This window comes from Streptomyces yunnanensis, assembly GCF_029011865.1.
GTDB classification, from domain to species: domain Bacteria; phylum Actinomycetota; class Actinomycetes; order Streptomycetales; family Streptomycetaceae; genus Streptomyces; species Streptomyces yunnanensis.
In genome coordinates, this window is the sequence record NZ_CP095749.1 from 6087607 (window position 1) to 6114207 (window position 26601).

At 71.6% G+C, this 26601-nt stretch carries 24 protein-coding genes; 10 read left to right on the forward strand and 14 right to left on the reverse strand.

Going from position 1 to position 26601, the window contains the following annotated elements; all coding sequences use genetic code 11:
• Positions 1-46: 46 nt before the first annotated feature.
• Together MOV08_RS26630 and MOV08_RS26635 are read right to left on the reverse strand one after the other, a co-directional pair.
• Positions 47-529, reverse strand: coding sequence for a hypothetical protein (locus MOV08_RS26630; protein ID WP_275309131.1), 483 nt, complete (start codon positions 527-529; stop codon positions 47-49).
• A gap of 15 nt (positions 530-544) precedes the next feature.
• A complete protein-coding gene (locus MOV08_RS26635; protein WP_275309132.1) occupies positions 545-1996 on the reverse strand; it encodes a helix-turn-helix domain-containing protein in 1452 nt (483 codons plus the stop codon).
• 151 nt (positions 1997-2147) lie between these two features.
• Between MOV08_RS26635 and MOV08_RS26640 the strand changes: the two genes are divergently transcribed.
• The 3 genes from MOV08_RS26640 (at position 2148) to MOV08_RS26650 (ending at position 4135) form a co-directional block, all read left to right on the forward strand.
• Positions 2148-2507 carry a DUF6415 family natural product biosynthesis protein gene (locus MOV08_RS26640; protein WP_275309133.1) on the forward strand — a complete coding sequence of 120 codons (360 nt, stop codon included), beginning with the start codon at positions 2148-2150 and terminating at the stop codon, positions 2505-2507.
• Positions 2504-2743: a hypothetical protein gene (locus tag MOV08_RS26645; protein WP_275309134.1), complete on the forward strand. Its 240-nt coding sequence runs from the start codon at positions 2504-2506 to the stop codon at positions 2741-2743. Before MOV08_RS26640 ends, MOV08_RS26645 begins: the two co-directional genes overlap by 4 nt.
• A 273-nt stretch (positions 2744-3016) precedes the next feature.
• Positions 3017-4135, forward strand: coding sequence for a methyltransferase domain-containing protein (locus MOV08_RS26650; RefSeq protein WP_275311903.1), 1119 nt, complete (start codon positions 3017-3019; stop codon positions 4133-4135).
• A 159-nt stretch (positions 4136-4294) separates the two neighbouring features.
• Here MOV08_RS26650 and MOV08_RS26655 read toward each other — a convergent pair whose 3' ends face one another.
• From MOV08_RS26655 to MOV08_RS26670, 4 genes are read right to left on the reverse strand one after another with little or no spacing between them, the layout of a single operon-like run.
• Entirely contained in the window at positions 4295-5449 is a 1155-nt protein-coding gene (locus tag MOV08_RS26655; RefSeq protein ID WP_073442353.1) for an acyl-CoA dehydrogenase family protein, read from the reverse strand.
• Positions 5450-5456: 7 nt separating this feature from the next.
• A complete protein-coding gene (locus MOV08_RS26660; RefSeq protein ID WP_039636229.1) occupies positions 5457-6413 on the reverse strand; it encodes a hydroxymethylglutaryl-CoA lyase in 957 nt (318 codons plus the stop codon).
• Positions 6410-8467 (reverse strand): ATP-binding protein, encoded by a 2058-nt coding sequence (locus tag MOV08_RS26665; RefSeq protein WP_275309136.1) that lies wholly within the window; start codon positions 8465-8467, stop codon positions 6410-6412. Before MOV08_RS26665 ends, MOV08_RS26660 begins: the two co-directional genes overlap by 4 nt.
• A gap of 8 nt (positions 8468-8475) precedes the next feature.
• Positions 8476-10107, reverse strand: coding sequence for a carboxyl transferase domain-containing protein (locus MOV08_RS26670; RefSeq protein WP_039641589.1), 1632 nt, complete (start codon positions 10105-10107; stop codon positions 8476-8478).
• Between the two features lie 144 nt (positions 10108-10251).
• Here MOV08_RS26670 and MOV08_RS26675 point away from each other — a divergent pair, with 144 nt between their 5' ends.
• The 3 genes from MOV08_RS26675 to MOV08_RS26685 all read left to right on the forward strand — a co-directional run bounded on the left by MOV08_RS26675 (position 10252) and on the right by MOV08_RS26685 (position 13125).
• Complete coding sequence (locus MOV08_RS26675) at positions 10252-10908, forward strand: SACE_7040 family transcriptional regulator (protein ID WP_039636233.1); 657 nt, start codon at positions 10252-10254, stop codon at positions 10906-10908.
• Between the two features lie 144 nt (positions 10909-11052).
• Complete coding sequence (locus MOV08_RS26680) at positions 11053-12210, forward strand: acyl-CoA dehydrogenase family protein (RefSeq protein ID WP_275309138.1); 1158 nt, start codon at positions 11053-11055, stop codon at positions 12208-12210.
• A gap of 21 nt (positions 12211-12231) precedes the next feature.
• Positions 12232-13125, forward strand: coding sequence for an acyl-CoA thioesterase (locus MOV08_RS26685; protein ID WP_275309139.1), 894 nt, complete (start codon positions 12232-12234; stop codon positions 13123-13125).
• 304 nt (positions 13126-13429) lie between these two features.
• Here the strand turns inward: MOV08_RS26685 and MOV08_RS26690 are convergent, their stop codons facing one another.
• Complete coding sequence (locus MOV08_RS26690; protein WP_275309141.1) at positions 13430-13636, reverse strand: hypothetical protein; 207 nt, start codon at positions 13634-13636, stop codon at positions 13430-13432.
• Positions 13637-14128: 492 nt separating this feature from the next.
• On the opposite strand from MOV08_RS26690, the gene MOV08_RS26695 reads away from it, so the two are divergent.
• Positions 14129-15412, forward strand: coding sequence for an NsdA family TPR-like regulatory protein (locus MOV08_RS26695; RefSeq protein ID WP_275309143.1), 1284 nt, complete (start codon positions 14129-14131; stop codon positions 15410-15412).
• On the forward strand, positions 15409-15942 hold the full coding sequence (locus MOV08_RS26700) for a GNAT family N-acetyltransferase (RefSeq protein ID WP_275309145.1): 534 nt from the start codon (positions 15409-15411) through the stop codon (positions 15940-15942). The genes MOV08_RS26695 and MOV08_RS26700 overlap by 4 nt, the downstream gene beginning before the upstream one ends.
• Before the next feature lie 41 nt (positions 15943-15983).
• On the opposite strand, the gene MOV08_RS26705 is transcribed toward MOV08_RS26700, so the two are convergent.
• A complete protein-coding gene (locus MOV08_RS26705; RefSeq protein ID WP_275309147.1) occupies positions 15984-16775 on the reverse strand; it encodes a phosphatase in 792 nt (263 codons plus the stop codon).
• Between the two features lie 181 nt (positions 16776-16956).
• On the opposite strand from MOV08_RS26705, the gene speB reads away from it, so the two are divergent.
• Entirely contained in the window at positions 16957-17928 is a 972-nt protein-coding gene (gene speB / locus MOV08_RS26710; protein WP_275309148.1) for an agmatinase, read from the forward strand.
• 73 nt (positions 17929-18001) lie between these two features.
• On the opposite strand, the gene MOV08_RS26715 is transcribed toward speB, so the two are convergent.
• The 6 genes from MOV08_RS26715 to MOV08_RS26740 all read right to left on the reverse strand — a co-directional run bounded on the left by MOV08_RS26715 (position 18002) and on the right by MOV08_RS26740 (position 23440).
• Entirely contained in the window at positions 18002-18505 is a 504-nt protein-coding gene (locus MOV08_RS26715) for an SUKH-4 family immunity protein (protein WP_275309149.1), read from the reverse strand.
• 99 nt (positions 18506-18604) lie between these two features.
• Positions 18605-19039: a hypothetical protein gene (locus MOV08_RS26720; RefSeq protein WP_039636245.1), complete on the reverse strand. Its 435-nt coding sequence runs from the start codon at positions 19037-19039 to the stop codon at positions 18605-18607.
• Positions 19040-19130: 91 nt separating this feature from the next.
• Positions 19131-19583: a hypothetical protein gene (locus MOV08_RS26725; RefSeq protein WP_275309150.1), complete on the reverse strand. Its 453-nt coding sequence runs from the start codon at positions 19581-19583 to the stop codon at positions 19131-19133.
• A gap of 206 nt (positions 19584-19789) precedes the next feature.
• A complete protein-coding gene (locus tag MOV08_RS26730) occupies positions 19790-20428 on the reverse strand; it encodes a TetR/AcrR family transcriptional regulator (RefSeq protein ID WP_039636247.1) in 639 nt (212 codons plus the stop codon).
• The gene (locus tag MOV08_RS26735) at positions 20425-22707 is read right to left on the reverse strand and encodes a YhgE/Pip domain-containing protein (protein ID WP_275309152.1); all 2283 of its coding nucleotides are present in this window, start codon (positions 22705-22707) and stop codon (positions 20425-20427) included. The genes MOV08_RS26730 and MOV08_RS26735 overlap by 4 nt, the downstream gene beginning before the upstream one ends.
• Positions 22679-23440 (reverse strand): ATP-binding cassette domain-containing protein, encoded by a 762-nt coding sequence (locus MOV08_RS26740; protein ID WP_275309154.1) that lies wholly within the window; start codon positions 23438-23440, stop codon positions 22679-22681. Before MOV08_RS26740 ends, MOV08_RS26735 begins: the two co-directional genes overlap by 29 nt.
• A 236-nt stretch (positions 23441-23676) precedes the next feature.
• On the opposite strand from MOV08_RS26740, the gene MOV08_RS26745 reads away from it, so the two are divergent.
• Positions 23677-26523 (forward strand): discoidin domain-containing protein, encoded by a 2847-nt coding sequence (locus MOV08_RS26745; RefSeq protein WP_275309156.1) that lies wholly within the window; start codon positions 23677-23679, stop codon positions 26521-26523.
• The last annotated feature ends 78 nt before the right edge of the window (positions 26524-26601 follow it).

A 26601-nucleotide genomic window follows, 5' to 3' on the forward strand; every position in this document is an offset into this window, starting at 1 on the left:
GCGGTGACGTGTCGCGGCGGCGCGGCGGGCCCGGGAATGGCCTCCTCTACGCCCCACGCCGGGCGCCGCTCGGCCAGACAACGTCCACCGGCACACCGGCGCTGCGTGCCTGCTCGACGGTGTCCGCCGTGCCTCCTCCCTTTCCGGAAGGGGCTGCGCCGTCCCAGACCGCTACCAGGCGGTCGGCGCGCTTGAGCAGTTCTCCATTTGCTGCTTCGTATGCCTCGCGGTTGGCCGTGTCGTACGGCATGGTCACCACTTCCGCCACAGCAGTGAGGCGGTCGAAGGAGGGCGCGTGGTCGGGCTTGACCTTGGCCTGCCGGTAGTCCTGCGAGGGCAGGATGACGATCAGCCGACCGCCGGCCTCAACCACGGCCTCGGCGAACAGCGTGTCCGAGCCACGTGCGAGGCAGGTGACGCCCACCAACTCACGTCGGTGCTCGCGCAGCAAGCTCCGCAGTTCCTCTTGCACCAGCGGCACGGTGTCGTCTGTGAGGTCCATGTGGCCGGTTACGGCGATGGTGGTCATTCTCTCCGTGTCTCCCTACGTCGCCAGCAGATCGCGGATCTGGTCCCGGGCCTCACGCAGTGGTCCGGGGACGTGCCTGCCGACCGTATACGGGTAGAGCTGTGCGAGTTGATGACGGACTCGTCCTGATTGGGTATGCGCGGCGGCACTGACGGCATGGCGTGTGGTCTCCGCTGCTCCGGTGACGTCTCCCAGCAGAAAGCTGCACTCGGCAAGGCCGATCCAGTCGAGAGCGTGGCTCCGGCTGGCTTCCGGGCCGCGCTGGTCGAGCGCGGTGCGGATATCCCGCGCTGCGGTGGGCGCGTGCCCGTGGGGGTCGATGCGGGCGAGTTCGAGCAGCCGGCCGCCGGTTACGCCGGCGAGTTCTGCGGCGTCGAAGTAGCTGATCCAGTAAGGCTCCTCAGCGCCCGAAGAGGACAGGGCTTCGCCTGCTCGCGCGCTCGCGCGTTGGAACGCCACGCGTCGCCCCATCGCTGCATAGGCCCATGCTTCGCGGGTGTGCAGCATCGCACGCAGTCTCGGCCCTGCCATGGTGCGGACACCGTCCTGGGCGAAGCGGACTAGTTCGAGGGCATCTTGGGGATGGTCGGCACAGAGCATCTGTCGTGCCATGCCGGCCAGTACGTTGGCCCCGTACAGAGTGTCTCCAGCGGCATGCGCGGAGCGTAGTGCGAGACGGTAGTAGTCCTGCGCCCGGCGCTGTAGTCCGGAGTCCCATGCCATCGTTGCGGCCGTGCCAGCGAGTTGGGCCATGACGCCGTACAGGCGCCGTTCAATTCGGGCGTCTTGGTGCTCGTCGAGTGAGGCTGCCACTTCGCTGAGTTGTCCGAGGACAGCCTTTCGGCGCAGCCCTCCGCCGTACTGGTGGTCCCACGCGCGAAAGGCTTGCGCGGTGGTCTCTAGCGCGTCGAGGTCCCGTGCGCCGAGACGGCCGCGGCGGGCGGCGCGAGGGGTTGCACCTGCGGGTTGGAGCCAGCCTTCGAGCGAGTCGAGCAATGCGGCACCCGTGATGGCCGCTGCGGATAGGGCGCGCGTAGCTGTGCGGCGGTTGAGCACGAGATCGCTCCTCGTTAGGTGGTCGGCGAGGCCGACGGTGGCGTCAGGACGCCACGGCACCTCCTCGGAGAGTGAGTCCTCGGAGGGTGAGCGATCCTTTACGGGTGGCGCCGGTGCCGATGGCTGCCCCTCCCAGGGACGAGGGGAGAGCCCGAGCATGGCACCAGGGATTCTGAGGCCGTCCGCAATGCGCCGGATAACTGAGATTGATGTGACGTGGTGCTGCCCAGAGATGATGTTGGACACCTTGCCTGGCGTGAGATCGCATGCTGTCGCGATCTTGTTTTGGCTCAGGCCGGCCCATTTCTTGATCAGGGTGAACGCGGCTGCAAAGTCATGCTCGTCGAGTGCTCGGCGTAGGTCGTCACGCCCCAACACGTCGTTGTCGAGCGGGTTTACGTGGGTGTCCATAGGGCCCTCTTCCAGAGCGATCCCAGGCACGATCAATCGTCATGCTGCACCGGCAACGAGTCTATTACCGCCTCGGTAACCCCTGCTGGTCATTCCCGCATCGTCGCGCTGAGAGCACGCTCTATGCATCGCCACCAGATCGGAGCAGGGAATGGACAGGCCGTCGAACGCCACACTCGACGTACCGATCGACGCAAACACGATCGCCGACACGATCCGCCGGGCGCTCGGCTTCGGCGCGAGCCGGCCGAGCCGGGAAGAACTGGCCGACACGGACGAGGAACTGCGCGGCCACGTTGCGCTGCTCCTCGACGTGATGCGAAGGACCGCCGCGTGCCGGATGCCGAACAGTTTCGAGACGCAACACCTCACGAAGCGGATGGATCAGATCGAGCAGCAGTTGGCCCACCCTTTCGGACAGGGTGTCCTGCCTCCGTGTGCCGAAGTGCACCAGCGCGCGCGGGACTGCCAGTGGCTGCTCGCCCACCACACCGCGAGGGTCGGCTGGTGACCGTGGACGAGGTGAAGCTCCGGCATGCTCGCGCCGACGGGCCGGCGGAGGTGCCGTCGCGGCGCCTGTGCCTCGATGACCATATGGCGGGCACCGTCGGAGACGACGTGATCACCGTCCATGAGTTCGTCTGGGTCGGCGAGGTGCAGCGGGCACGATATGGCGAAGGCGGCCAGGGCGACGAGGCGGTCGAGTGGCTTCGGCCTGTGAACTGCCCTGACTGCATCGCCGAGTAGATGAGTAGGCGAGTAATCGGCTGGTGCCTGTCGCGTTGGAGGGCAGCGGTAGTCGGGCGGCCGGTCAAGCACCACACCACAAGGAGGAACTTCGGTGTTCATGGTTCTCAGCAACAGCGGCGGCGACAAACTTCCCGGCGAGCCCTACCCTGGCCCCCACCCGGCGCCGACCCCCGACGGGGGACCCGGCGTTCCCAACCCGCCCAAGGTCGACTGAACGTGACAGACGCACACCAGGGACGCCCCGGCCGCTCCGAACTGGGGCGCGCCCTCATGGTCGGCGGGGCCCTGTCCGCCGACTGGGCCCCGGCATTCGAAGCGGTCCCCCGCTCCGCGTTCCTGCCGGATCTCATCTGGCCGTGGAGCATGGCGGCCGGGAAGAGCGTGGCCATCTCCCGTGCGGACGATCCGGAGGCATGGCAGGCGTACGCCGACGCGGACTGCCCGATCGTCACGCAGTGGGACGACGGCGGCCACTCCGGCACGGAACCCGGAAGGGTCTCCACCAGTTCCGCATCGATGCCGTCCGTGGTGTTCCGCATGCTGCGGGACCTGGACCTCCGCCGTGGCCATCGTGTTTTGGAGATCGGTACGGGCACAGGTTGGAACGCGGCCCTCCTGGCCCACCGCGTCGGCCCGGAGAACGTGGTCACGGTCGAGGTGGACGAGGCGGTGTCCACGGCCGCCAGAGAGGCGTTGGAACGGTTCGGCCTGGGGGGTGGCGTCGTGCATGGCGACGGCACCGCAGGCTACGAGCAGGGAGCGCCGTACGACCGGATCACCGTGACGTGCGGTCTGCGATCCATCCCCTACACGTGGGTGCGGCAATGCCGACCGGGCGGGGTCATCGTCAGCCCGTGGGGCACCCACTACAGCAACGGCGACGCCGTGGCTCGCCTGGAAGTCGCTCGCGACGGCACGAGCGCAGCGGGGCGGTTCACCGGACCGGTGGAGTTCATGAAACTCCGCTCCCAGCGGCTCCCACCCGTCATACATCGGGAGTACGTCCCCGGCAGCGTGGCCGACGGTGAAGAAACCTCCACCAGCCTCACGGAAGAGGAGTTCGTCGGCGAGCCGTTCAGCGCCCACCGCTTCGCCTTGGGTCTGCGCGTGCCGCACTGCCTCCAAGTCGTGGCCGAGAAGCGGGACGGAGCACGGCCCGTGTGGCTGTATGGCCTCGCCGACCGATCGTGGGCCTGCGTTCAGTTCCGCGACGGTGAGGTGGCACGGGTCTGGCAGCACGGCGGCCGGCGACTCTGGGACGAGGCGGAGACCGCCTACCGCTGGTGGGACGAGACCGGCCGACCCGGCCATGACCGATTCGGCCTGACCGTCACCCGCGATGGGCAACGCGCATGGCTGGACGACCCTGCCAACGACTGGCCGCTGTGAACGTGTGGTGGGCGCCGTTGAGGTGACGCACGCGCGGCGGGCCCGGGAACAACCTCCCGGGCTCGCCGCGTTGTGGTCCCGCAGGGGGCGTTGTGGGCCCCTAGGGGATCTGTTCGCCCGCCCCCCAAGGGGTTCCCCGCTCGGGAGCGGGGACCGCTGCTAGAACCCCAACTCCCGTGCGATCAGCATGCGTTGGACCTCGCTGGTGCCCTCGCCGATCTCCAGGATCTTGGCGTCCCGCCACATCCGGGCGACCGGGTACTCGTTCATGAAGCCGTAGCCGCCGTGGATCTGGGTGGCCTCGCGGGCGTTGTCCACCGCGATCTCGGAGGAGTAGAGCTTGGCGAGCGCCGCCTCCTTCTTGAACGGTTCGCCGTGCACCAGCCGGGAGGCGGCGTCGCGCCAGGCCAGCCGGGAGGTGTGGGCGCGCATCTCCATGTCGGCCAGCTTGAACTGGATGGCCTGGTTGGCGCCGATCGGGCGGCCGAAGGCGTGCCGCTCCTTGGCGTACCGCACCGACTCGTCCACGCAGCCCTGGGCCAGGCCGGTGGCCAGTGCGGCGATGGCGACCCGGCCCTCGTCGAGGGTCCGCAGGAACTGTGCGTAGCCCCGGCCCTCCTCGCCGAGGAGGTTGCCGACCGGGACCCGGACGTCGGAGAAGGACAGCTCACGGGTGTCCGAGGCGTTCCAGCCGACCTTGGAGTACGGGGCGGCGACCGTGAAGCCGGGGGTGCCGGACGGCACGACGATGGCGGAGATCAGCGGGGAGCCGTCGTCCTTGCGGCCGGTGACCGCGGTGACCGTCACCAGGCCGGTGATGTCGGTGCCGGAGTTGGTGATGAAGCACTTGCTGCCGTTGATCACCCAGTCGTCGCCCTCGCGCACCGCGGTGGTGCGGGTGGCGCCGGCGTCCGAGCCGCCGTCCGGCTCGGTGAGGCCGAAGGCGCCGAGCATCTCGCCGCTGCACAGCTTCGGCAGCCACTCCCGCTTCTGCTCCTCGGTGCCGAAGCGGTAGACGGGCATGGCGCCCAGCGAGACCCCGGCCTCCAGGGTGATGGCCACCGAGGAGTCGACCCGGGCCAGTTCCTCCAGGGCGATGCCGAGCGCCAGGTAGTCGCCGCCCATCCCGCCGTACTCCTCGGGGAACGGCAGGCCGAACAGGCCCATCTGGCCCATCTGGCGGACTATGTCGTAGGGGAAGGCGTGCTGCTCGTAGTACGCGCCGATCTCCGGGGCGACGACGTCGTGTGCGAACGCCTCGACCGTGCGCCGGAGTTCTTCCAACTCTTCGGGCAGGCGGTGGTCCAGGGACATGGGTCACTCACTCCTTGTGGGAGAGGGCGCGGACGGTGCGTGAAGGGCTGGGGCGGCCCAGGAACCCGGCCAGCCACGCGCTGGCCTCGGTCAGCCGCCCCAGATCGATGCCGGTCTCGATGCCGAGGCCGTGCAACATCCACACGAGGTCTTCGGTGGCGAGGTTGCCGGTGGCGCTCTTGGCGTACGGGCAGCCGCCCAGGCCGCCCGCCGAGGCGTCGACGGTGGTGACGCCGTGCTGGAGCGCGGCGAAGGTATTGGCCAGAGCCTGTCCGTAAGTGTCGTGGAAATGTACGCCCAGCCGGGTGGTGGGCACCCCGGCTTCGTTGAGCGCGGCGAGCAGGTGCTGGACGTGGCCGGGGGTGCCCGCGCCGATGGTGTCGCCCAGGCTCAACTCGTCGCAGCCCAGTTCGAGGAGGGCCCGGCAGACCCGGACGACCTGGGCGATCGGCACCGGGCCCTCCCAGGGGTCGCCGAAGCACATCGAGAGGTAGCCGCGGACGTGCATGTTCTCGTCCCGGGCCCGCCGGACGACCGGCTCGAACATGGCCAGCGACTCGTCGACGGTGCGGTTGAGGTTGGCCTTGGCGAACGACTCGGTGACGCTGCCGAACACCGCGATCCGGCGGGCGCCCAGCGCCAGGGCGCGCTCCAGCCCCCGCTCGTTGGGCACCAGCACCGGCAGCCGCCGCGGGTCCAGGTCGCCCAGCATCGGGAACAGCTGCTCGGCGTCGGCGAGTTGGGGCACCCACTTGGGGTGGACGAAGCTGGTGGCCTCGACGACCGGCAGGCCGGCGGCGGCCAGCCGGTGGATGAACTCCGCCTTGACCTCGGTGGGGACCACCGCCTGCTCGTTCTGGAGGCCGTCGCGCGGACCGACCTCGTGGATCCGCACGCGGGTGGGCAGGCCCTCCGCGGCCACCTCCATGGGCAGTCCGGTCGCCGGTGCGCCGTCGGTGGTCATGCCGTCGCCTCCTCGTCCGTGCCGGGGGTGTCGGGGTCGTCGGGGGCGTCGCCGTCGGCGGTCTCGTGGGGGGCCACGACGGCCAGCACCTGGTCGATGGAGACCGTGCTGCCGGGGGTGACGTCGAGTGCGGTGACCGTCCCGGCGTGCGGCGCGGAGATCACGTGCTCCATCTTCATCGCCTCCACCACCAGCAGGCCCTGCCCGGCGGTGACCTCGTCGCCGACGGCCACCTTGACGACGGTGACGGTGCCGGGCATCGGGGCGGCGAGGGTGTCCACGCCGTGCCCGCGGGCGGCCTCGCGCAGCGCCTCGGCCACCGGGTCGTGGTCGCCGACGTGCCAGGCGTCGCCGTCCCGGCCCAGCCAGTCGCCGCCGCGGTGGAAGGTGTGCCGGATGCCCTCGACGGTGATCCGCACCTCGTCCGCGGTGACCTCGAAGTGTTCCGGGGCCACGCCGGGCCGGACATCGTAGGCCACCGGGTCCTGTCCGGGGACGCGCAGCCAGTGCCGCACCGGGGCGGGCGCGCCGCCGAGCCGGAAGCCGGTCGGTGCGGCGAACGGGTCGCGCCAGCCGCCGTCGTCGGCCGGCTCCAGGGCCGCCTGCCGGACCGCGGCGGCCGCCGCGTACACCTCGTCCGGCACCGCGTCGCCCACCAGGTCGGCCGCCACCCGCTCGACGAGTCCGGTGTCCAACTCGCCGGAGACCACGTCCGGGTGGGCCAGCAGGCGGCGCAGGAAGCCGGCGTTGGTGGGCACGCCGAGGGTGACGGTGGCGGCCAGCGCGGCCCGCAGCTTGCGCAGCGCGCTCGCCCGGTCCGGGCCGTGTGCGATGACCTTGGCGAGCATCGGGTCGTAGCGGCTGCCGACCTCGGCGCCCTCGGTGAGGCCGGAGTCGGTGCGCATGCCGTCGCCGCTCGGCTCGCGCAGGGTCAGCACCGTGCCGCCGGTCGGCAGGAAGTCGCGGGAGGGGTCCTCGGCGCAGATCCGGGCCTCTATGGCGTGCCCGGTGAAGGTGAGGTGCTCCTGGGCGTAGGGGAGGTGTTCCCCGGCGGCGATCCGCAGCTGCCATTCGACGAGGTCCAGCCCGCCGCCGGCGCCGGTCGGGTCGAAGGACACCGTCATCTCGGTGACCGGGTGCTCCACCTGGAGGCGGGTGTTCATCTCCATGAAGCAGTAGCCGGACGGGTCCTTGCCGGGGACGATGAACTCGACGGTGCCGGCGCCGCGGTAGCCGCAGGAGCGGGCCGCCTGGACGGCCGCCTCGCCCATCGCGGCCCGGGTGGCCTCGTCCAGCAGGACCGAGGGCGCCTCCTCGATGATCTTCTGGTGGCGGCGCTGGAGGGAGCATTCGCGCTCGCCGAGGTGGAGGACGTTGCCGTGGCCGTCGGCCAGTACCTGGATCTCGATGTGTCGGGGCCGGTCGATCCACCGCTCCACCAGCAGGGTGTCGTCCCCGAAGGACGAGCGGGCCTCGCGGCGGGCGGCGGCGATCTCGTCGGCCAGCCGGTCGGCCTCCCGGACCAGGCGCATCCCCTTGCCGCCGCCGCCGGCCGACGGCTTGAGGAGGACCGGCATGCCGATCTCCCGTGCCGCGGCGGCGAGTTCCGCGTCGCTCAGGCCGCTGCCGGAGGAGCCGGGGACGACCGGGACGCCGGCCGCGCGGACCGTCTCCTTGGCCCGGATCTTGTCGCCCATCAGGTCGATGGCGTCCGCGGGCGGGCCGATGAAGACCAGTCCGGCGTCGGTGCAGGCGCGGGCGAAGGCGGCGTTCTCGGCGAGGAAGCCGTAGCCGGGGTGGACGGCCTGGGCGCCGGTGCGGGCGGCGGCGTCCAGCAGGCGGGCGGCGGACAGATAGCTCTCGGCGGCGGGGGCGGGGCCGATCCGGACCGCGGTGTCCGCCTCGCGGACGTGCCGGGCGTCGGCGTCCGCGTCGCTGTACACCGCGACCGAGCGGATGCCGAGCGCGCGCAGCGTCCTGATGACGCGGACCGCGATCTCCCCGCGGTTGGCGACCAGGACGGTGTCGAACAGGCCGGTGTCGAAGCTGGTCATAGGTCCTCTCACATCCGGAAGACGCCGAAGGCCGGCGCTGCGTCGTCCCGTTGGGGCAGGGGGGCGTTGGCGCAGGCGGTCAGCGCCAGGCCGAGCACCTGGCGGGTCTCCAGCGGGTCGATGACGCCGTCGTCCCACAGCCGGGCGGTCGCGTAGTAGGCGTTGCCCTGGTTCTCGTACTGGGCGCGGATCGGGTCCTTGAAGGCGGTCTCGTCCGCCGCGCTCCACTCCTCGCCGCGCGCCTCCAACTGGTCGCGCTTGACGGTGGCGAGCACGGACGCGGCCTGCTCGCCGCCCATCACCGAGATCTTGGCGTTGGGCCACATCCACAGGAAGCGGGGGGAGTAGGCGCGGCCGCACATCGAGTAGTTGCCCGCTCCGTAGGAGCCGCCGATGACGACGGTCAGCTTGGGGACGCGGGCGCAGGCGACCGCGGTGACCATCTTCGCGCCGTGCTTGGCGATGCCGCCCGCCTCGTAGTCCCGGCCGACCATGAAGCCGGAGATGTTCTGGAGGAACAGCAGCGGGATGCCGCGCTGGTCGCACAGCTCGATGAAGTGGGCGCCCTTCTGGGCGGATTCGGAGAACAGGATGCCGTTGTTGGCGATGATCCCCACCGGGTGGCCGTGCACGTGGGCGAAGCCGGTGACCAGGGTGGTGCCGTACTCGGCCTTGAACTCGGCGAAGCGGGAGCCGTCGACGATCCGGGCGATCACCTCGCGGACGTCGTAGGGCGTGCGGGAGTCCACCGGCACCGCGCCGTAGAGCCCGGCGGGGTCGGCCTTGGGCTCCTCGACGGGCCGGACGGACCAGGGCAGCGGCGGGCGGTCGCCGAGGGTGGCGACGATGGTGCGGACGATCCGCAGGGCGTGCGCGTCGTCCTCCGCGAGGTGGTCGGTGACGCCGGAGGTGCGGGAGTGCACCTCGCCGCCGCCCAGTTCCTCGGCGGTGACCTCCTCGCCGGTGGCGGCCTTCACCAGCGGGGGGCCGCCGAGGAAGATCGTGCCCTGGTTCCGCACGATCACCGCCTCGTCGCTCATCGCCGGGACGTAGGCGCCGCCGGCCGTGCAGGAGCCGAGGACCGCGGCGATCTGCGGGATGCGGGCGGCGGACATCCGGGCCTGGTTGTAGAAGATCCGCCCGAAGTGCTCGCGGTCGGGGAAGACCTCGTCCTGCATCGGCAGGAACGCGCCGCCGGAGTCGACGAGGTACAGGCACGGGAGGCGGTTCTCCAGCGCCACCTCCTGGGCGCGCAGGTGCTTCTTGACCGTCATCGGGTAGTACGTGCCGCCCTTGACGGTGGCGTCGTTGGCGACGATCAGGGTCTCCCGGCCGCTGACCCGGCCGATGCCGGCGATCACCCCGGCGGCCGGCGCGGCCCCGTCGTACATCCCGTCCGCCGCCAGCGGCGCCAGCTCCAGGAACGGGGAGCCGGGGTCCAGCAGCGCGTCCACCCGGTCGCGGGGCAGCAGCTTGCCGCGGGCGGTGTGCCGGGCCCGGGCCTTCTCGCCGCCGCCCAGCCGGGCCGCGGCCAGCTTCTCGCGCAGTTGCCCGGACAGCTCGCGGTGCGCGGCCTCGTTGGCCCGCCAGGCGTCGGACGCCGGGTCGTCGGTGCCGGTCAGTACCGGTGCCTGCTCGATGGCCTCCATCGCCATGGGCCCCCTCGCTCGGTCGGCTGCCCGCCGGGTGCCGCGGGGTGTGTCCGGGGCCAGGCGGGTTAATGGGCGTTAACCTCTTCTCCCTCAGGTTAACGACCACTAACCCGGCTGTCTACAATCGACGGCATGAGCAATGCGCACGCCCCCGCCCCGACCAGCCGCCGCGAGCAGATCCTCAAGGAGGCCGCCCGGCTCTTCGCGGAGCGCGGCTTCCACGGCGTCGGCGTGGACGAGATAGGGGCGGCCGTGGGCATCTCCGGCCCCGGGCTCTACCGGCACTTCGCCGGCAAGGACGCGATGCTCGCCGAACTCCTCGTCGGGATCAGCGAGCGGCTGCTGGCCGGCGGCCGGATGCGGATCGAGGAGGGCGGCGAGACCCCCTCGGCGGTGCTCGACGCGCTGATCGACGGGCACATCGACTTCGCGCTCGACGACCGGCCCCTGATCACCCTGCACGACCGCGAGCTGGACCGCCTGCGGGAGGCCGACCGCAAGCGGGTGCGGCAGCTCCAGCGGCAGTACGTCGAGCTGTGGGTGGAGGTCGTCCGGCAGGTCCATCCCGAGTCGGCGGAGTCCGAGGTGCGGGCCGCCGTGCACGCGGTCTTCGGGCTGCTGAACTCCACCCCGCACCTGGGCCGCCCGGGCTCACTCCCGGGTCGCGCGGAGATGGCGCGGCTGCTGCACCGGCTGGCGCTGGGGGCGTTCGGCGCGGTCGACGCCGACGGGGCCGCGGTCGCGCCGGTGGTCGTGGAGGGCGTCGCGGCGTCCCGCCGGGCGGGCTGAGCGGCAAGCCCCGCCGGGCCCGTCGCCCACCGCTTCCGCGGTCGGCCGCGGGCCCGTCCCACCTCTGGACAGCTTTGGTGACCGGCGGGTAGCTTTCGCTGAGCAAACGCTTAGCCAAGTAGGGTGGCGAAGGAGGCCGAGGGCATGCGCCGGACGGTGTTCAACGAGGATCACGAGGCGTTCCGGGAGACCGTACGCGCCTTCATCGAGGCCGAGGTCGTACCGGTCTACGACGACTGGTGCGCCGCCGGCCAGGCGCCCCGCGACTTCTACTACAAGCTCGCCGAGCTGGGCGTCTTCGGCATCCGCGTGCCCGAGGAGTTCGGCGGCGCCGGCATCGACTCGCACAAGTTCGAGGCCGTGATGTACGAGGAGACCGCCCGCGCCGGCGTCAGCTTCGGCGGCTCCGGCGTCCATGTGCTGCTCGGCCTGCCGTACCTCCAGATGCTCGCCACCGAGGAGCAGCAGAAGCGCTATCTGCCCAAGTTCGTCTCCGGCGAGGAGATGTGGGCCCTGGCGATGACCGAGCCGGGCACCGGCTCCGACGTCGCCGGCATGAAGACCACCGCCAAGCTCTCCGCCGACGGCACCCACTACGTCCTCAACGGCGCCAAGACCTTCATCACCGGCGGCGTGCACGCCGACCGCGTCATCGTCTGCGCCCGCACGTCCGCTCCGCGCGAGGACGACCGCCGCTTCGGCATCTCCCTCTTCGCCGTCGACACGAAGTCCGAGGGCTACTCGATCGGCCGCAAGCTCGACAAGCTCGGCCTGAAGGTCTCCGACACCGCCGAGCTGGCCTTCGTCGACGTCAAGGTGCCCGTCGAGGACCTGCTCGGCGAGGAGAACAAGGGCTTCTCCTACCTCGGCCAGAACCTGCCCTCCGAGCGCTGGGGCATCGCCTTCGGCGCGTACGCGCAGGCCAAGGCCGCCGTCCGGTTCGCGCAAGCGTACGTGCAGGAGCGCACCGTCTTCGGCAAGACCGTCGCCTCCTTCCAGAACACCAAGTTCGAACTGGCCGCCTGCCAGGCCGAGGTGGACGCCGCCGAGGCCGTCGCCGACCGCGCCCTGGAGGCCCTGGACGCCGGTGAGCTGACCGCGGCCGAGGCCGCCTCCGCCAAGCTCTTCTGCACCGAGGTCGCCCACCGCGTCATCGACCGCTGCCTCCAACTCCACGGCGGCTACGGCTTCATGAACGAGTATCCGATCGCCCGCCTCTACGCCGACAACCGCGTCAACCGCATCTACGGCGGCACCAGCGAGGTCATGAAGTCCATCATCGCCAAGTCCATGGGCCTGTAAGGGCGCAAGGGCCGCACGCACGTGAACGACGCACTGCAGTCGCTGCTCGATCTGCTCGCCCTGGAGCGGATCGAGCAGGACATCTTCCGCGGCCAAAGCCGCGCCTCGGTCGTGCCCCGGGTCTTCGGCGGCCAGGTCGCGGCCCAGGCACTGGTCGCGGCCGGGCGCACCGTCCCCGCCGACCGTCCGCCCCACTCCCTCCACGCCTACTTCCTGCGCCCCGGCGACCCCGGCGCACCCATCGTCTACACCGTCGACCGGATCCGCGACGGGCGGTCCTTCACCACCCGGCGGGTGGTCGCCGTCCAGCACGGCAAGCCGATCTTCCACCTCACCGCGTCCTTCCACGCGCAGGAGGAGGCGGCGCTGGAGCACCAGGAGCCGATGCCGGCCGCGCCGGATCCGCTGGAGCTGCCCACCGCCGCCGAGATGCTGCCCCGGCACGCCGAGCGGTACCTCTCGCCGGAGGTCGCCGAGCGGCTGCTGGAGGCCCGGGCCGCGATCGACCTGCGGTACGTCGACGAGCCGCCCTACGTCACCGTCGGGCAGCCGCGCGAGCCCCGCTCCCAGGTCTGGTTCCGCACCCACGGCAAGCTCGACGACGACGGCGAGATCCCCCGCCCGCTGCTCGACGTCTGCCTGGTCACCTACGTCTCCGACATGACGCTGCTGGACTCGATCCTGCTGGCGCACGGCCGCGGCGGCTGGGCGGTGGGCGACGTGGTCGGCGCGAGCCTGGACCACGCGATGTGGTTCCACCGCCCGCTGCGCGCCGACGAGTGGCTGCTCTACGACCAGGAGTCGCCCACCGCCCAGGCCGGGCGGGGCCTGGGCCAGGGCCGCATCTTCACCGCCGACGGCCAGCTGGTGGTGTCGGTGATCCAGGAGGGGGTCGTCCGGGTGCCGTGGAGGTAGGGAACGGTCTACGGCTCCGGGGTGTCATTGCCCATGGGGGATGGCACCCCGCCACCCACCCCCGCATTGGCCCGTGCAGGGCGCCTGATCAGGCGGGCTGGGAGTCTTGAGCTGACTTCGCCGATGAAGTCTTGTGCGCTCACAAGCCTCGGCTGCCGGATCGCCCCGAGGACTGCTTGTGGACCCATGTGACGCAACTGAGGACGGCGATACCGCAGAACCCGGTTACACGTGGTGCGATGTGCAGTTCCCCTACGGCTGCTGGCTCTGCCCTGACCGGGCAGAGCCAGCAGCATTCCTTTCCTCATGAAAAGTCGTTGGCCGCGATCCGCTCGGCACGTGTCCGCATCACCGTTAAAGATGTCGGATCCTGCACCCGCCATTCCCGGATTCCCGGCTTTCGCAGATATGGGATGCCTTCGCGGATGTCGGTCACGATGGCCATCCGCCCTGGGGCGTATTCGACCTCATCTCCGACTTCCGGCAGTTTCTTGAGCTTCCCGGAACTCACAGTGTGGCCTCCGCGCTTGTGGGGATGCCGAGCAGGGCGGCACACAACCGGCAGGCATGCTGCCCATCAGCGCCGTTGATCTTCTCCCGCGCCAGGCTGTAGACGCTGTGGCAGCACGGGCACGCATTGCCCGTGATCTCATCGACCGTCCACACGTTCAGGGGCGGGACGGCGTTCCAACCGACGGGATCACCCTGCTGACGACGGAGTGTGTTGGCTTCGGGAGGCAGGGGGCTAGTGTCGGTTCGTAAGGCGTGCTCCGAACGAGGGGGCGGTGTGGCATTGGTGAGGGCGCGGCGAGCGGTTGATGAAGTCGACATGGGGTTCCGTCCTCCAAGCGCTGCTGATGCGGGTCCGTCGGCTTATGACGAGCTAACGCCGTGCCGGGGCGATGTGATTAGGGAGATTGGGCTACTTTTTCGGCGCGGCCCTAGGGCGATTTGATTCGCCCTTTGGCTGACGCACTGGTGATCACGGGGCTACCGTGCGTACATGAACACCTCGCGGAACGCGGTGCTCGAGGCTTGGATGAAGGAGCATGGCTACAGCTCCAACTCGCTGGCCGAGGCAGTGAATTCGGCGGTCGGCGACCTCACCGGCAGGGTCGGAGGGCTGGACGGCTCGTCGATCCGTGACTGGAAGGCGGGCCGGGTACGGTGGCCCAAGTCGGCGACCCGGGTCGCGCTGGAGAAGGTCACCGGCCTGCCTGCCACCGCTTTAGGGTTCGTGCCGCGGGGCCGTGCCCCGTCGCCCGCGCCCGCACCACCGCCGGAGGGCGCCGTGGAACGTCGTCGTTTCCTTACAGCCGGGACGGCCTTGGCCGCCGCCTCGGTCGCACCCGCGTTCGCCTCCAGCCACCGCATCGGAGCAAGCGACGCCGTCCGGCTCCAGCAGCGCTTTACTGAGATCATCGTGAGCGACCACCGCCACGGTGGCCGGCTCGGCATCGAGCGGAAAGCGGTGACGCTCGCCGATGAGGCCCTGGCCCTTCAGAATTCCGGGAGCGCGAGTCAACGGGTCCGCGCTTACGTCTACGGATGCGCGGCGGCATTCCGCTCCTCGGCGATGTGGGCGGCCATCGACGGTCGGCGTTACGCAGACGCGATCATTCACATGCGGGAAGCGCAGGCCCTTGCCGAATTGGCTGCCGATCCGGCCATCAAGTTCAGAATTTGGTCGCACGCCGGGACGCTGTACCGGCACATGGGGCGCCCAGTCGAAGCTCTGGCTGCAAATGACGTTGCCCGAAGCCTCTCCATCACGCGTCGCGATCCATTGTTCGCTTCCCTCGCTCTGGCCAGGCAGGCTGCCATTCAAGGCGTAGCTGGAAATGGCACGGCTACCCGGCGCGGCTTCGGTCAGGCCCAGGACGCTATGGAGCGCGCCGATCCCAGTGCCGATCGTCCCGTATGGATGACCTCGTTCTACGACCAGGCGGAGCTGGATTCCCTTGCGCTCACCGGGTACCTGGCACTCGGCGAATACGAGATGGCCGAAGCGCATGCGCACCGGTGTCTGGCGGCTCTCCGCCCGCACATGCAACGGTCGAAGGCCATCGCCACTACTCGCCTGGCATGCGCCCAACTTGGCCAAGGCGACATGGAACCGGCTGTCTCGACCGCCATGTCGATCTCCGCAGAAAGCGCTGCCCACCACCCGCGGGTCGCCCAGATGCTCCGCAGCTTCAACGCCAAGATTCACGCCCTGGCGCCGGACAGCTCGGCCGTCCGCAAGTGGAGCCAGTACACGCACGCCACCCGGAAGGAATCTGCATGACGTCCACCATCGAGCTACGTACGTTCCACTCGCTCGAACCGGCCCGGCGACATCTCCTGGATGTGTACGCCGATGTCCGCGCCGACCTCCTGCACCTTCCGAACTACGCCGTCTCGGCCTTCGCCGAGCGCCTTGACCGCCACTCCAAGGAACCCGGCTGGGTGGCTGTCCTCGCCTACGATCAGGACGATCCCATTGGCTATGCGTACGCCAACACCGTTGACTCCGACGACCGTTGGTGGAAGCGCGTCAGTCCCACCCCGTCGGCTGAATACACCGACTGGCATGCCGTGGCCCTGAAGGAAATCGGTGTGCGCATTCCCTGGCGCGGTACCGGCACCGCTCGGCGCATCCACGATGCCCTTCTCGCCGAATGTGACGAGCCGTACGTCACCCTCATGGTCAACCCCGCTGCCGGAGACGGAAAGGTGCACCGCCTCTACCAAGCCTGGGGATACGAAGGCATCGGCCAGAGCCAGCCCTCAGCAGCCTCACCGGTCCTGACCGTGATGATCAGGACGGTGCGCTGAGCGTGACGCCACCGAGGGGAGCCGTTCAGTCTAGTGAGCCTTTAGTCGAGCCTTGCCGCGTCCAGTAGGTAAGCGGTCAGCGGGTCGTAGTGGCGCGGGCTCAGTACGTGGTCGTCCAGCGGGACGGTGACCTGGACGGTGCCCTCGGACTCGGCGAGGAAGAGCGCCGGGTCGTTGCAGTCGGCGAAGCCGATCGTGGGGATGCCGCGCTGGCCCGCGCAGCCGGCCCAGCCGTGGTCGGCCATCACCAGGTCCGGCAGCGGGCGGCCGGCGCGCTCCAGGCCGTCGAGGACGGCGGCCATCGGCGCAGGGGAGTGGGTGTGCCACAGCGTCGCCCCGCGCTCCAGCATCGCCACGTCCCCGAACTGGAAGACCATGCCGTCGTCGGCCTGCAGACCGTCCGGGACGACCATGATCTCGCAGTCGTGCTCGCGCAGGGCCTGGGCGGTGGCGCGGTGCACGTCCAGCAGGCCGCCCGGGTGGCCGGTGGCGAACAGCACCCGCTGGCGGTCGGCGGCGGCCTTGCGCAGCACCGCGGCGGCGCGGTCCAGGGCGTCCACGGTCAGCTCGGGGTCGATGGTGTCCTGGCCCTGCCGGTGGTCCGGGTCGTCGTTGACGCCGCAGCGCTCCGCCATCACGGCCAGCACGTCCTGCTCGTCCGTCCAGCGGTCGCCCAGCTCCAGGCCGAACCAGTAGTGGCGGTCGCCGTTCGCGAGCCTGCGGTAGTGGAGGAGGTTGTTCTCGCGGGGGGTGGCGACGTTCCCCGCGATCCGGGTCCGGACCAGATGGTCGACGAGTTCGGCACGCGAGGGGGCTGCAGCGGCTATCGGCATAGCGACATTGTGCCCGTACGGATCTCCGGGGGCGGGGCGTTCCGAGGCGCGGACACCGGCCGGCCGCGCCGGGCGCCGGGCGACGGACACCGCGGGCATTGGACGGAATGTCGAACGCGGAGGCTCCGAGGTCCGCAAATGTCCATGTCCCGGTGGTCGGTCGGTCCCTACTCTCGGCGCCATGACCACCGCATCGCACGAGCCCGTGGGCCCCGTCGACTCCTCCCGCATCCCGCGCTACGCCGGGCCCGCGACCTTCGCCCGGCTGCCCCGCCTCGACGAGGTCGGCGGCCGGACCGATGTCGCCGTCGTCGGCGTCCCCTTCGACAGCGGCGTCTCCTACCGCCCCGGCGCCCGCTTCGGCGGCAACGCGATCCGCGAGGCGTCGCGGCTGCTGCGGCCCTACAACCCGGCGCAGGACGCCTCGCCGTTCGCGCTGGCGCAGGTCGCCGACGCGGGGGACATCGCGGCCAACCCGTTCAACATCAACGAGGCCGTGGAGACCATCGAGGCCGCCGCGGACGACATCCTCGGCACCGGCGCCCGCATGATGACCCTCGGCGGCGACCACACCATCGCGCTGCCGCTGCTCCGCTCGGTCGCCAAGAAGCACGGCCCGGTGGCGCTGCTGCACTTCGACGCGCACCTGGACACCTGGGACACCTACTTCGGCGCCGAGTACACCCACGGGACCCCGTTCCGCCGGGCCGTCGAAGAGGGCATCCTCGACACCTCCGCCCTCTCCCACGTCGGCACCCGCGGTCCGCTCTACGGCAAGAAGGACCTCACCGACGACGAGAAGATGGGCTTCGGCATCGTCACCTCGGCGGACATCTACCGGCGCGGCGCCGACGAGGTCGCCGACCAGCTGCGCCAGCGCATCGGCGACCGGCCGCTGTACGTCTCCATCGACATCGACTGCCTCGACCCGGCCCACGCCCCGGGCACCGGCACGCCGGAGGCGGGCGGCATGACCTCCCGCGAGCTGCTGGAGATCCTGCGCGGGCTGGCGTCCTGCAACCTGGTGTCCGCGGACGTCGTGGAGGTGGCCCCCGCCTACGACCACGCCGAGATCACGGCCGTGGCGGCCTCGCACACCGCCTACGAGCTGACCACGATCATGTCCCGACAGATCGCGGACGCGCGCGGCTGATCGACCGCGGACGGTACCCAACCGCCGGCGGGGCCTCTTCCGGTCCCGCCGGCGGTTCCGTCTCCCGGGGCGCTCACTCCTCGTGGAGCGGGTACTGCCAGGCGCCCGCGTCGGAGCACTCCCAGTCGACGGCGAACAGGGCGTCGTCGATGTGCTGGCGCATCAGATGGGCCTCGTCGCGGTTCTGGATCTCCGTCAGGATGCGGCGTCCGGTGACGAACAGCCCCGCCATCGTCAGGAAGTTCTCCAGGTCGGTGGCGACCCGCACGCCGTTCTCCGCGGTGGGGTCGTCGTGCTCGACGGGGCAGCGCAGGACGTGCCCGGTCGGGCCGTCGAGGACGACGTAGCCGCCCATCCACCTGCCGAGGTGGTGGAACGGGCCTTCCTCGTCGGGTTGTTCGGGGAGGTCCTCCGGCCACCGGACCTCCTGGAGGTGGTCCTCGTGGGACGGCTGGAGGGCGAGGCCCTGGTCGTCGAACTCGGGGAGGCCGGTGCCTGTGCCCCGGCCGGGGCGGCGAGGCGCAGCGTGATCCGACCCTTGCGCACCTTGTGCTCCGGGGCACGGCGAGGACCACACCGATGCCGGTGGTCAGCCGCAGCTGCTCGGCCAGGCGCTGCACCACCAGACCGGGCTGGGCGGAACGGCGGGTGGGGCCGGCGGAGAGGGCTTGGTCGATCAGCACCAGGTGGTCCCGGCCCAGCCTCCTGATCTCCTGCCCCAGGCGAAGGAGTAGTGGCACTTCTCCAACACGCCCAGTTCGGCGAGCAGTTCACGAAGCAGGCCCTCCGCCGACTCGCCGGCCGCGTCGAGCAGCACGCTGCCGGGAACCCGCCGGTGCACCTCCCGCACCACCGCCCCGGCGGCGGCCCGGTCCCACCAGTTCAGGACGTGGGCGGTGGCCTGGTCGATGGTGTGCGGGGCTGGTCGGCGGTCCGCCCAGTCGCGCATCCGGTCGTGGACGTGGTCCAGCTCGATGCGGTGGACGGGCGCGTGCTCGCGCAGCGCCTGCTGCTCGGAGTCCGGTTCGAGGTCCAGGTGCTTGTGGTGCGGGTCCTCCGCGTCCGGCAGCGGACGCCGGTCGTGGTCGGCGTCGTGGTCGGCGTCCGCCATGTGCACGTCGTGATCGCCGTGCTGTGCGTCCCGGCCCCCGTCGCCCGGCGACGGACGAGGGGCGAGGGACGAGGGGCGAGATCCCGGTGCGTCAGGCCGTTCCGGGGCGGTACCACTGCCGGTAGACCGCGATGGCGGACTCCGGTGGGAAGTTGGGGACCGTGGTCACGTCGCCGTTGCTCTTGGTGATCACGATGTTGGTGCCGCCCGGGCTGGCCGGCGGTGCGGTGGGGTCCTCGGGAGCGGGCCAGCCGGCGTGGACGAGGTACCCCTCGTCGAACTCGTGGACCAGGAGCGAGACCGGGCCGCCCGGGGAGCCGACCGGAGGGAAGTAGGCGCGGCCGATCTCCAGGGCGTGGTCGGCGGAGGTCGGGACCACCTTGGGCGGGGCGTCGGCGCCGGGCTGCCGGCCGGGGACGGTGCTCGGCGGGTACGGCGGCGGCAGCGGCGGTCGGCCGCCCGTGGCCCCCTGCGGGGCGCCCGCGGTGCCGCCCGGGTCGGCGCCCGCGTTCCCGTTCGGGGGGCCGGCTGCGGAGTCCGTCATGGAGGTCCCTTCCGTGTCGCTTCGCCGGGCCGTGCCCGCCGTTCTGGCGTGTCGTCATAGCCGCGGCACGGCCGGGCCGAGGCCGCGCGTTCCGGTCGACTTCACCGACGTCGGGGAAGCGTAGTTGGTTCACCTGCGAAGGGGGCAGGGGGACCCGGGGGGGGGAAGCGCGGGTCCCGGGCGCCTGGCGGACCGACCCCGTCAGGTCACGTCGCGACCCGTCCCTGCACCAGCTGGGACAGCGCGGCGTGCACCTCCTCGACGGACCGCTGCGGCTGGAACGACTGCCAGTCCAGCGCGGCGACCAGCACCATCCCCAGCAGCGCCGAGGCGGTGAGCGGGATGTCGAGCTCGTCGCTGAGCTCCCCGGTGCGCACGGCGTCGTGCAGCACCGACTCGACGACCGCCAGGGCGCGGCCCCGTACGGAGGTGAGGGTGGCGCGCCAGGTGCGGTTGGTGCGCCAGAGCTCGGCGACGTAGAGCTGGGTGAGGGCGGGGGAGCCGGCGATGAAGTCCAGGCCGGCGCGGATCATCGCGTCGAGCGCGTCGACCCGGGTGCCGCCGCGGGCGACGGTGTCGTCGGCGGCGGTGCGCAGGGAGTCGGCGAGCAGGTCGACGCCGTCCCGCAGGAGCTCCTCGTAGAGGACGTTCTTGCTGCTGAAGTTGTAGTAGACGGTGCCCTTGGCGACGCCGGCGCGGTCCGCGATCTCCTCGACCGTGGTGGCGGAGAAGCCCTGTTCGGCGATGAGCGTGACGGCGGCGTCGAAGAGCCGGCGGCGGGTGGAGGTACGGCGGGGGGCGGCGCCGGAGATGGCGCCGCCCCCCTTGCCGGAGCGGGTGCTCACAGGCTGAGCTCCGGGTGCAGGTCCTTCATCCGCACGACCTGGCGGCTGCGGGCCGCGAGGGCGGTGAGGGCCAGCGCGCCCAGCGTGAACGCGGCGAGCACCACGCTGCCCTGCCAGACGACGTCCAGGTCACCGCCGGTGATCAGCCGGCGCAGTCCGTCGACGACGTAGCTCATCGGCAGGAACGGGTGGATCCAGGAGAAGAATCCCGGACTGGTCTGCACCGGGTAGGTGCCGCCCGCCGACGTCAGCTGGAGCATCAGGACGACCAGCGTCAGCACCCGGCCGGCCGGCCCGAAGAAGGCGCTCAGCAGCTGGATGAGGGCGGTGAAGCAGGCGGTGCCCAGCATCAGGAACCCGATCGTGGCGCCCGCGCGCTCCATCTCCAGACCCAGCGCCCAGTGCAGCACGGCCATCAGGGCCAGCACCTGGACGACACCGATGGCGAAGGCCGGCAGCCAGGAGCCGAGCGCGATCCGCCAGCCGGGCGCACCCGCGGCCAGCGCCCGCTTGCCGAGCGGCGCCAGCAGCATGAACGCGACCATCGCGCCGACCCAGAGGGAGAGCGGGATGAAGTACGGGGCGAGTCCGGTGCCGTAGTTGGGCGCCTTGTGCATCGACTTGGCGGCCAGGGCGACCGGGTCGGCCATCACTCCGGTGCGGGCGTCGCGGTCCTTCTTGTCGTAGTCGGGGATCTTGGCGACGCCGTTGTGCAGCCCGGTGGCCAGCTGGTTGGCGCCGTCCTTGAGCTTGTACAGACCACCGCTGAGCTTCTCGGCACCGTCGTGGGCGGTACCGAGGCCGTTGTGGAGCTGGCCCATGCCGTCGGCGAGGTCGCCGGCGCCGTTCTGCAGCCGGCCCGCGCCGTTCTCAAGGTCGCCGGCGCCCTTGTGGAGCCGGCCCGCGCCGTTGGCGAGGTCGCCCGCGCCGTTGGCGAGGGCCCCGAGGCCGCCGGCGAACTGCCCGGCGCCCTGGGCGACCTTGTGCGCACCGGCGTTGAGCTCGTTGAGCTGGGCGAGCTGGCCGTCTGCGTTCTTCACGAGGTCCGGCACCTGGTCGGCGACCATCTGGGCGCCCTGGTGCACCTCACGGAGCTTGGTGCGCAGTTGGCCCAGATCGAGCTGGGCGATGGCGTTCTTGAGCTGCTTGGTCTCGCCGGCGCTGTTGGCGGCGCCGACAGCGTTCGCCTTCATGGTCGCGCAGTCGGCATCGGTGCTGCCGCCCGTGCACCGCTTCTCGTAGAGCGCCTGGTTGTTGTCGGCGGTCTTCTGCGCCTGTGCCGCGGCGTTGTCGGCGTCGGTCAGCTTCCCGAGGATGTCGTCGAGTACTTCGGTGACGTTGACGACGACCTGTGCGCCCTTGGCGATCTCCTGGCCGTGCTGCTTGAGGTAGGGCAGGTCCTTCTTGGCGAGGCCGTCGACCTTGTCGACGAGCTGCTGGGTGCCATCCGCGACGCGGCGCGCCCCGTCGCTCAGCTCCTTGGACTTGGCGGCGGCCTGCGAGGCACCGTTCTGGAGCTGGCCGGCGCCCTTGCCGAGTTGGCCCGCGCCGTTGTTGAGGTCCCCGGCACCCTTGCCGAGCTTGCCGAGCCCGTTGTCGAGTTCCCCCGCCCCCTTGTCGAGCTTGCCGGCCCCGTCGTTCAACTTGCCGAGCCCATCGGCCAGTTCGCCGGTCTTCTCGCGGGCGGTGCCCAGGCCGTCGTCGACCTTGCCGGCGCCGTCGGCCGCCTTGGCGGTCTCGTCGTGCAGGTCGGAGAAGGACACGAAGATCTTGTCGAGGAAGGCCCGGGTGGACTTCGACGAGGTCTTGGCGCGGATCTCGGAGAAGACGGTCTTGGAGATCGAGCCGACGATGTAGTTGTTGGCGTCGTTGGTGCGGACCTGGAGGGCACCGGTCTGCGGGTCGTCACCGCCGCTGGAGGCGATCTTCTGGCTGAAGTCCTTGGGGACGGTCAGCGAGAGGTAGTAGTCGCCCTTCTCCAGACCCTTGGCGGCGTCGGCGGCGCCGACCTCCTCCCAGTCGAAGGTCTTGCTGTCCTTGACGTTCCTGGCGAGGTCGGCGCCGGCGGTGAGCTTCTTGCCGTCGGCGGTGGCGCCCTGGTCCTCGTTGACCAGCGCGACCGGGATCTTGTCCAGGCGGCTGTACGGGTCCCAGAAGGAGCAGAGGTAGAGCGCTCCGTACAGCAGCGGGATCAGCATCAGGGCGACGAGGCCCAGCCGGGGGAGCTTCCCCCGGCCGAAGCGCCTGAGCTCAAGCGCGGCCAGTTTCGGCGAACGCATGCGCCGCTTCCTCCTCGTGGGTTTCGGGCTGGCGGGTGTGGGGGGTGGTGGCGGGCGCGGCGGTGGAGACGATCAGCGCGTCCGCCGGGGCGTCGGAGGCGACCGCGGCCACGGTGGTGCCGGTCAGCGCCACGTCCCGCAGCATCTGCCAGGCCGCGGCCCGCTCGTCGGCCGACAGCTTGAGGTCGAGGTCGTCGACGGCCAGCAGGTGCGGCTGGTGCATCACCGCGAGCGCCACCGACAGTCGCAGCGCCTCCAGTCGCTCCAGGTCGCGGACGCAGGTCCGCAGTCCCTTGGGCAGGGTGTCCGGGTCGAGTCCGGCGGCCGCCAGCGCGGCGTCGACCCGGGCCCGGGTGGCCTCCTTGCGGCGGCGGCCCCACAGCGGGGTGCCGCGGTGGCCCAACAGGGCCTGTTCCTGGAGGTGCTCGGCGACGGTGAGGGCCGGTTCGAGGTCGGCGATGCCGGGCACGTGCGCGATCGCGGTACGGCCGCGGATCGATCCCATCCGCTTGGGCAGCGGGAGGCCGGCGACCGTGGCGTGGCCCTCGGTGATCCGCATCCGTCCGGTGAGCGCGAGCAGCAGGCAGGTGCGGCCGGAGCCCGACGGGCCCTCCACCGCGATCAGCGACCCCGGTTCCGCGGCGATGTCGACGCCTCTGAAGGCCCACCCACGTGGGCCCTTCACTCCGATTCCCCGGGCGTTGACGGCCGCCCCCTGGCGGGTGGTCTCCACAAGCCCTCCTTTTGATCTGACTGGTCAGTCTAAAAGTGTGCCGTACGCGCGCCGTATTGACCAATCGGGGGCCTGCGGAGGGCCGGAAACCGATGGCCGCGGCCGGAAATCGATGGATCGTGCATTTAACGGTGACGCGGGGATCTTCGGCCCGTAGCGTGCGCAGACGTTGGACAGAGCCGAGGCTGGGTCCGTGCCTGGGAGCGCGGTACCGGCCGCGCGGGGACGGAGCAGCCATGGACCACACGGAGCGGACGCCGCAGCGGGCCGCGCGACACGACGGCGCGGAACGCCACGACCCACCCACCGCCCCTCCCGACGGCCCCGGCGGCGCCCGCCGCCCCCGCGGACCGCTCGCCGCGCTGCTCGCCGGCACGCTGATAGCGGCCCTGGCCCCGGCCACCGCGACCGCCGCGGACGCCCGGCCCGCTCCGGACGCCGCCCGGCAGCCCTCCTGCACCGCCGACGGCTGGGCCCCCACCGCCACCGCCATCGACCCCCAGGACAGCCACCACGCCTACGTCGGCAACGGCTACCTCGGCCAACGGGTCCCGCCCAACGGCATGGGCTACGCCGCCCCCGGCGGCACCACCGGCTGGCCCCTCAAGACCCCCGAGTACGACGGCTCCTTCGTCTCCGGCCTCTACGCCAAGGGCCCGGCCGACCTCCAGGGCCGCCAGGCGATAGCCGCCCTCCCCACCTGGACCACCCTCGACGTCACCGCCGGCGGCCCGCACGCCGAGACGTTCTCCTCGGCCACCGCCCCGGGCCGGATCAGCCACTACCGGCAGACCCTCTCGCTGCGCTGCGGCTTCGTCCGCACCTCGCTGACCTGGACCGCCGCCGACGGCCGGGCCACCGACCTGGTCTACGACGTGCTCGCCGACCGGGCCGACGCGCACACCGCCGCGGTCCGCCTGCGGATGACGCCCCACTGGAGCGGCGAGAGCACCGTCACCGACACCCTCGACGGCCGCGGCGCCCGCCGGCTGCGCCCCGACGGCCCGGCCCCCGGCGCCCGCGCCGAGCGACCCGGCACGGTCTCCGTCGGCTTCCGCACCGACGGCACCGGGACCGCGGGCGCCGTCGCCTCCACCCTGCGCGCCGGGCCCGGCGTACCGGACGCCCGGCCGCGCGCCGGGGCCACCGGCTCCGCCGCCACCGCCGCCGAGTCCCTCAGCGCCCACCAGCGGCTGACCTTCCCGGTCCGCCGCGGCCACTCCTACGAGCTGACCAAGTACGTCGGCGTGGACACCGCGCTCACCTCCCGCGGCCCCCGCGCCGCCGCCGAGACCGCCTCCCGCCGGGCCGCCGACCGCGGCTGGTCCGCGCTGTCCGCCCGGCACCGCGCCGCCTGGCAGCAGCTGTGGCGCAGCGACATCGAGGTGGCCGGGCAGCCCGAGCTCCAGTCCTGGGTCCGCTCCGCGGAGTACGGACTGCTGGCCGCGACCCGCCCCGGCAGCACCAACAGCATCGGCCCCACCGGCCTGACCAGCGACAACTACGCCGGCGAGATCTTCTGGGACGCCGAGACGTGGATGTACCCGGGGCTGCTGGCCACCCACCCCGACCTCGCCCGGTCGATCGTCGACTACCGCTACCGCACCCGCGACGCCGCCCGCGCCAACGCCCGCCGCCTCGGCTACCAGGGGCTCTTCTACTCCTGGACCAGCGGCGGCAGCGGCGACCTGTGGACCGAGTGCCACAGCTGGGACCCGCCGCACTGCAAGACCCAGAACCACCTCATGGGCGACATCTCGCTGGCCGCCTGGCAGTACTACCTCGCCACCAAGGACACCGCCTGGCTGAAGTCCCGCGGCTGGCCCGTCCTCGCGGGCATCGCCGACTTCTGGGCCTCCCGCGCCACCCGCAACGCCGACGGCAGCTACTCGATCAAGAACGTGGCCGGCCCGGACGAGTACAGCAACGGCGTCGACGACGCGGTCTTCACCAACGCCGGCGCCGCCACCGCCCTGCGCGACGCCTCCCGCGCCGCCACCCTCCTGGGCGAACCGGTCCCCGCGGCCTGGCGGACCGTCGCCGACAAGCTGCGGATCCCCTACGACGGCAACCGCAAGATCTTCGAGCAGTACGCCGGGTACAAGGGGACGACCATCAAGCAGGCCGACACGGTGCTGCTGATGTACCCCCTGCAGTGGCCGATGACCCGGCAGCAGGCGGGCGCCACCCTCGACTACTACGCGGCCCGCACCGACCCCGACGGCCCGGCCATGACCGACTCGGTGCACGCCATCGACGCCGCCGCCCTGGGCGAACCCGGCTGCGCCACGTACACCTACCTCCAGCGCGCCATCAGGCCGTTCGTCCGCGGGCCGTTCGCCGAGTTCTCCGAGGCCCGCGGCGCGAAGGCCGGCGCCGGCGACCCGCACGCCGGCCGCCCCGCCCAGGATTTCCTCACCGGCAAGGGCGGCTTCCTCCAGGTCTTCACGCACGGCCTGACCGGCCTGCGGATGACCGAGGACCGGGTCCGCCTGGACCCGATGCTGCCGCCGCAGCTGTCCGCCGGCGTCACCCTGCGCGGCCTGCACTGGCAGGGCCGCACCTTCGACGTCGCGCTCGGCGCCCACCAGACCACGGTGCGGCTCATCGCCGGCCCCGCCCTGCCGCTCGCCACCCCCGAGGGCGACAAGCTGGTCAGCCGCGGCGTCCCGGCCGTCCTCAAGACCCGCCGCCCCGACCTCGCCGCGACCACCGACGTCGCCCGGTGCGCCACCGCCACCGCCACCTCCGAGGAGCCCGGCCTGTACGCCGGCGCCGCGGTCGACGGCAACGCCACCACCGCCTGGGTCCCCGACGCCGCCGACGGCACCCTCACCGTCGACCTCGGCCGCACCGTCACCGTCGGCCGGATCACCCCGCACTGGACCGCCACCCGCCCGGCGTCCTACGCCGTCCAGGTCTCCCGGGACGGCCGGCACTGGACCGGCACCGGCGGCGCGGGCCGCAGCCCCGCCCGCTACGTCCGCGTCGTCGTCCACGGCGACACCCGCCCGGCCCCCGGCGGCAAGCCCGCCCCCCGTCCGGGCCTCAGCGAGCTGGAGGTCACCAGGGCGACGCCCTGACCCCGTCCCGCACCGGGGGCGGCCGGATGCGTCCCGCCGATTTGTTACGGCGGGATGAAATCGGCCGCCCCCGGTGTT

Excerpts from the sequence above, each read along its gene's own strand:
- MOV08_RS26705 (WP_275309147.1), bottom strand. The coding sequence starts at position 16,775 with ATGCCGATAGCCGCTGCAGCCCCCTCGCGTGCCGAACTCGTCGACCAT.
- MOV08_RS26675 (WP_039636233.1), top strand. The coding sequence starts at position 10,252 with ATGAGCAATGCGCACGCCCCCGCCCCGACCAGCCGCCGCGAGCAGATC.
- speB (WP_275309148.1), top strand. The coding sequence starts at position 16,957 with ATGACCACCGCATCGCACGAGCCCGTGGGCCCCGTCGACTCCTCCCGC.
- MOV08_RS26650 (WP_275311903.1), top strand. The coding sequence starts at position 3,017 with ATGGTCGGCGGGGCCCTGTCCGCCGACTGGGCCCCGGCATTCGAAGCG.
- MOV08_RS26735 (WP_275309152.1), bottom strand. The coding sequence starts at position 22,707 with ATGCGTTCGCCGAAACTGGCCGCGCTTGAGCTCAGGCGCTTCGGCCGG.
- MOV08_RS26725 (WP_275309150.1), bottom strand. The coding sequence starts at position 19,583 with ATGACGGACTCCGCAGCCGGCCCCCCGAACGGGAACGCGGGCGCCGAC.
- MOV08_RS26665 (WP_275309136.1), bottom strand. The coding sequence starts at position 8,467 with ATGACCAGCTTCGACACCGGCCTGTTCGACACCGTCCTGGTCGCCAAC.
- MOV08_RS26640 (WP_275309133.1), top strand. The coding sequence starts at position 2,148 with ATGGACAGGCCGTCGAACGCCACACTCGACGTACCGATCGACGCAAAC.
- MOV08_RS26660 (WP_039636229.1), bottom strand. The coding sequence starts at position 6,413 with ATGACCACCGACGGCGCACCGGCGACCGGACTGCCCATGGAGGTGGCC.
- MOV08_RS26700 (WP_275309145.1), top strand. The coding sequence starts at position 15,409 with ATGACGTCCACCATCGAGCTACGTACGTTCCACTCGCTCGAACCGGCC.
- MOV08_RS26720 (WP_039636245.1), bottom strand. The coding sequence starts at position 19,039 with ATGGCGGACGCCGACCACGACGCCGACCACGACCGGCGTCCGCTGCCG.
- MOV08_RS26635 (WP_275309132.1), bottom strand. The coding sequence starts at position 1,996 with ATGGACACCCACGTAAACCCGCTCGACAACGACGTGTTGGGGCGTGAC.
- MOV08_RS26745 (WP_275309156.1), top strand. The coding sequence starts at position 23,677 with ATGGACCACACGGAGCGGACGCCGCAGCGGGCCGCGCGACACGACGGC.
- MOV08_RS26655 (WP_073442353.1), bottom strand. The coding sequence starts at position 5,449 with ATGTCCCTGGACCACCGCCTGCCCGAAGAGTTGGAAGAACTCCGGCGC.
- MOV08_RS26630 (WP_275309131.1), bottom strand. The coding sequence starts at position 529 with ATGACCACCATCGCCGTAACCGGCCACATGGACCTCACAGACGACACC.
- MOV08_RS26695 (WP_275309143.1), top strand. The coding sequence starts at position 14,129 with ATGAACACCTCGCGGAACGCGGTGCTCGAGGCTTGGATGAAGGAGCAT.
- MOV08_RS26680 (WP_275309138.1), top strand. The coding sequence starts at position 11,053 with ATGCGCCGGACGGTGTTCAACGAGGATCACGAGGCGTTCCGGGAGACC.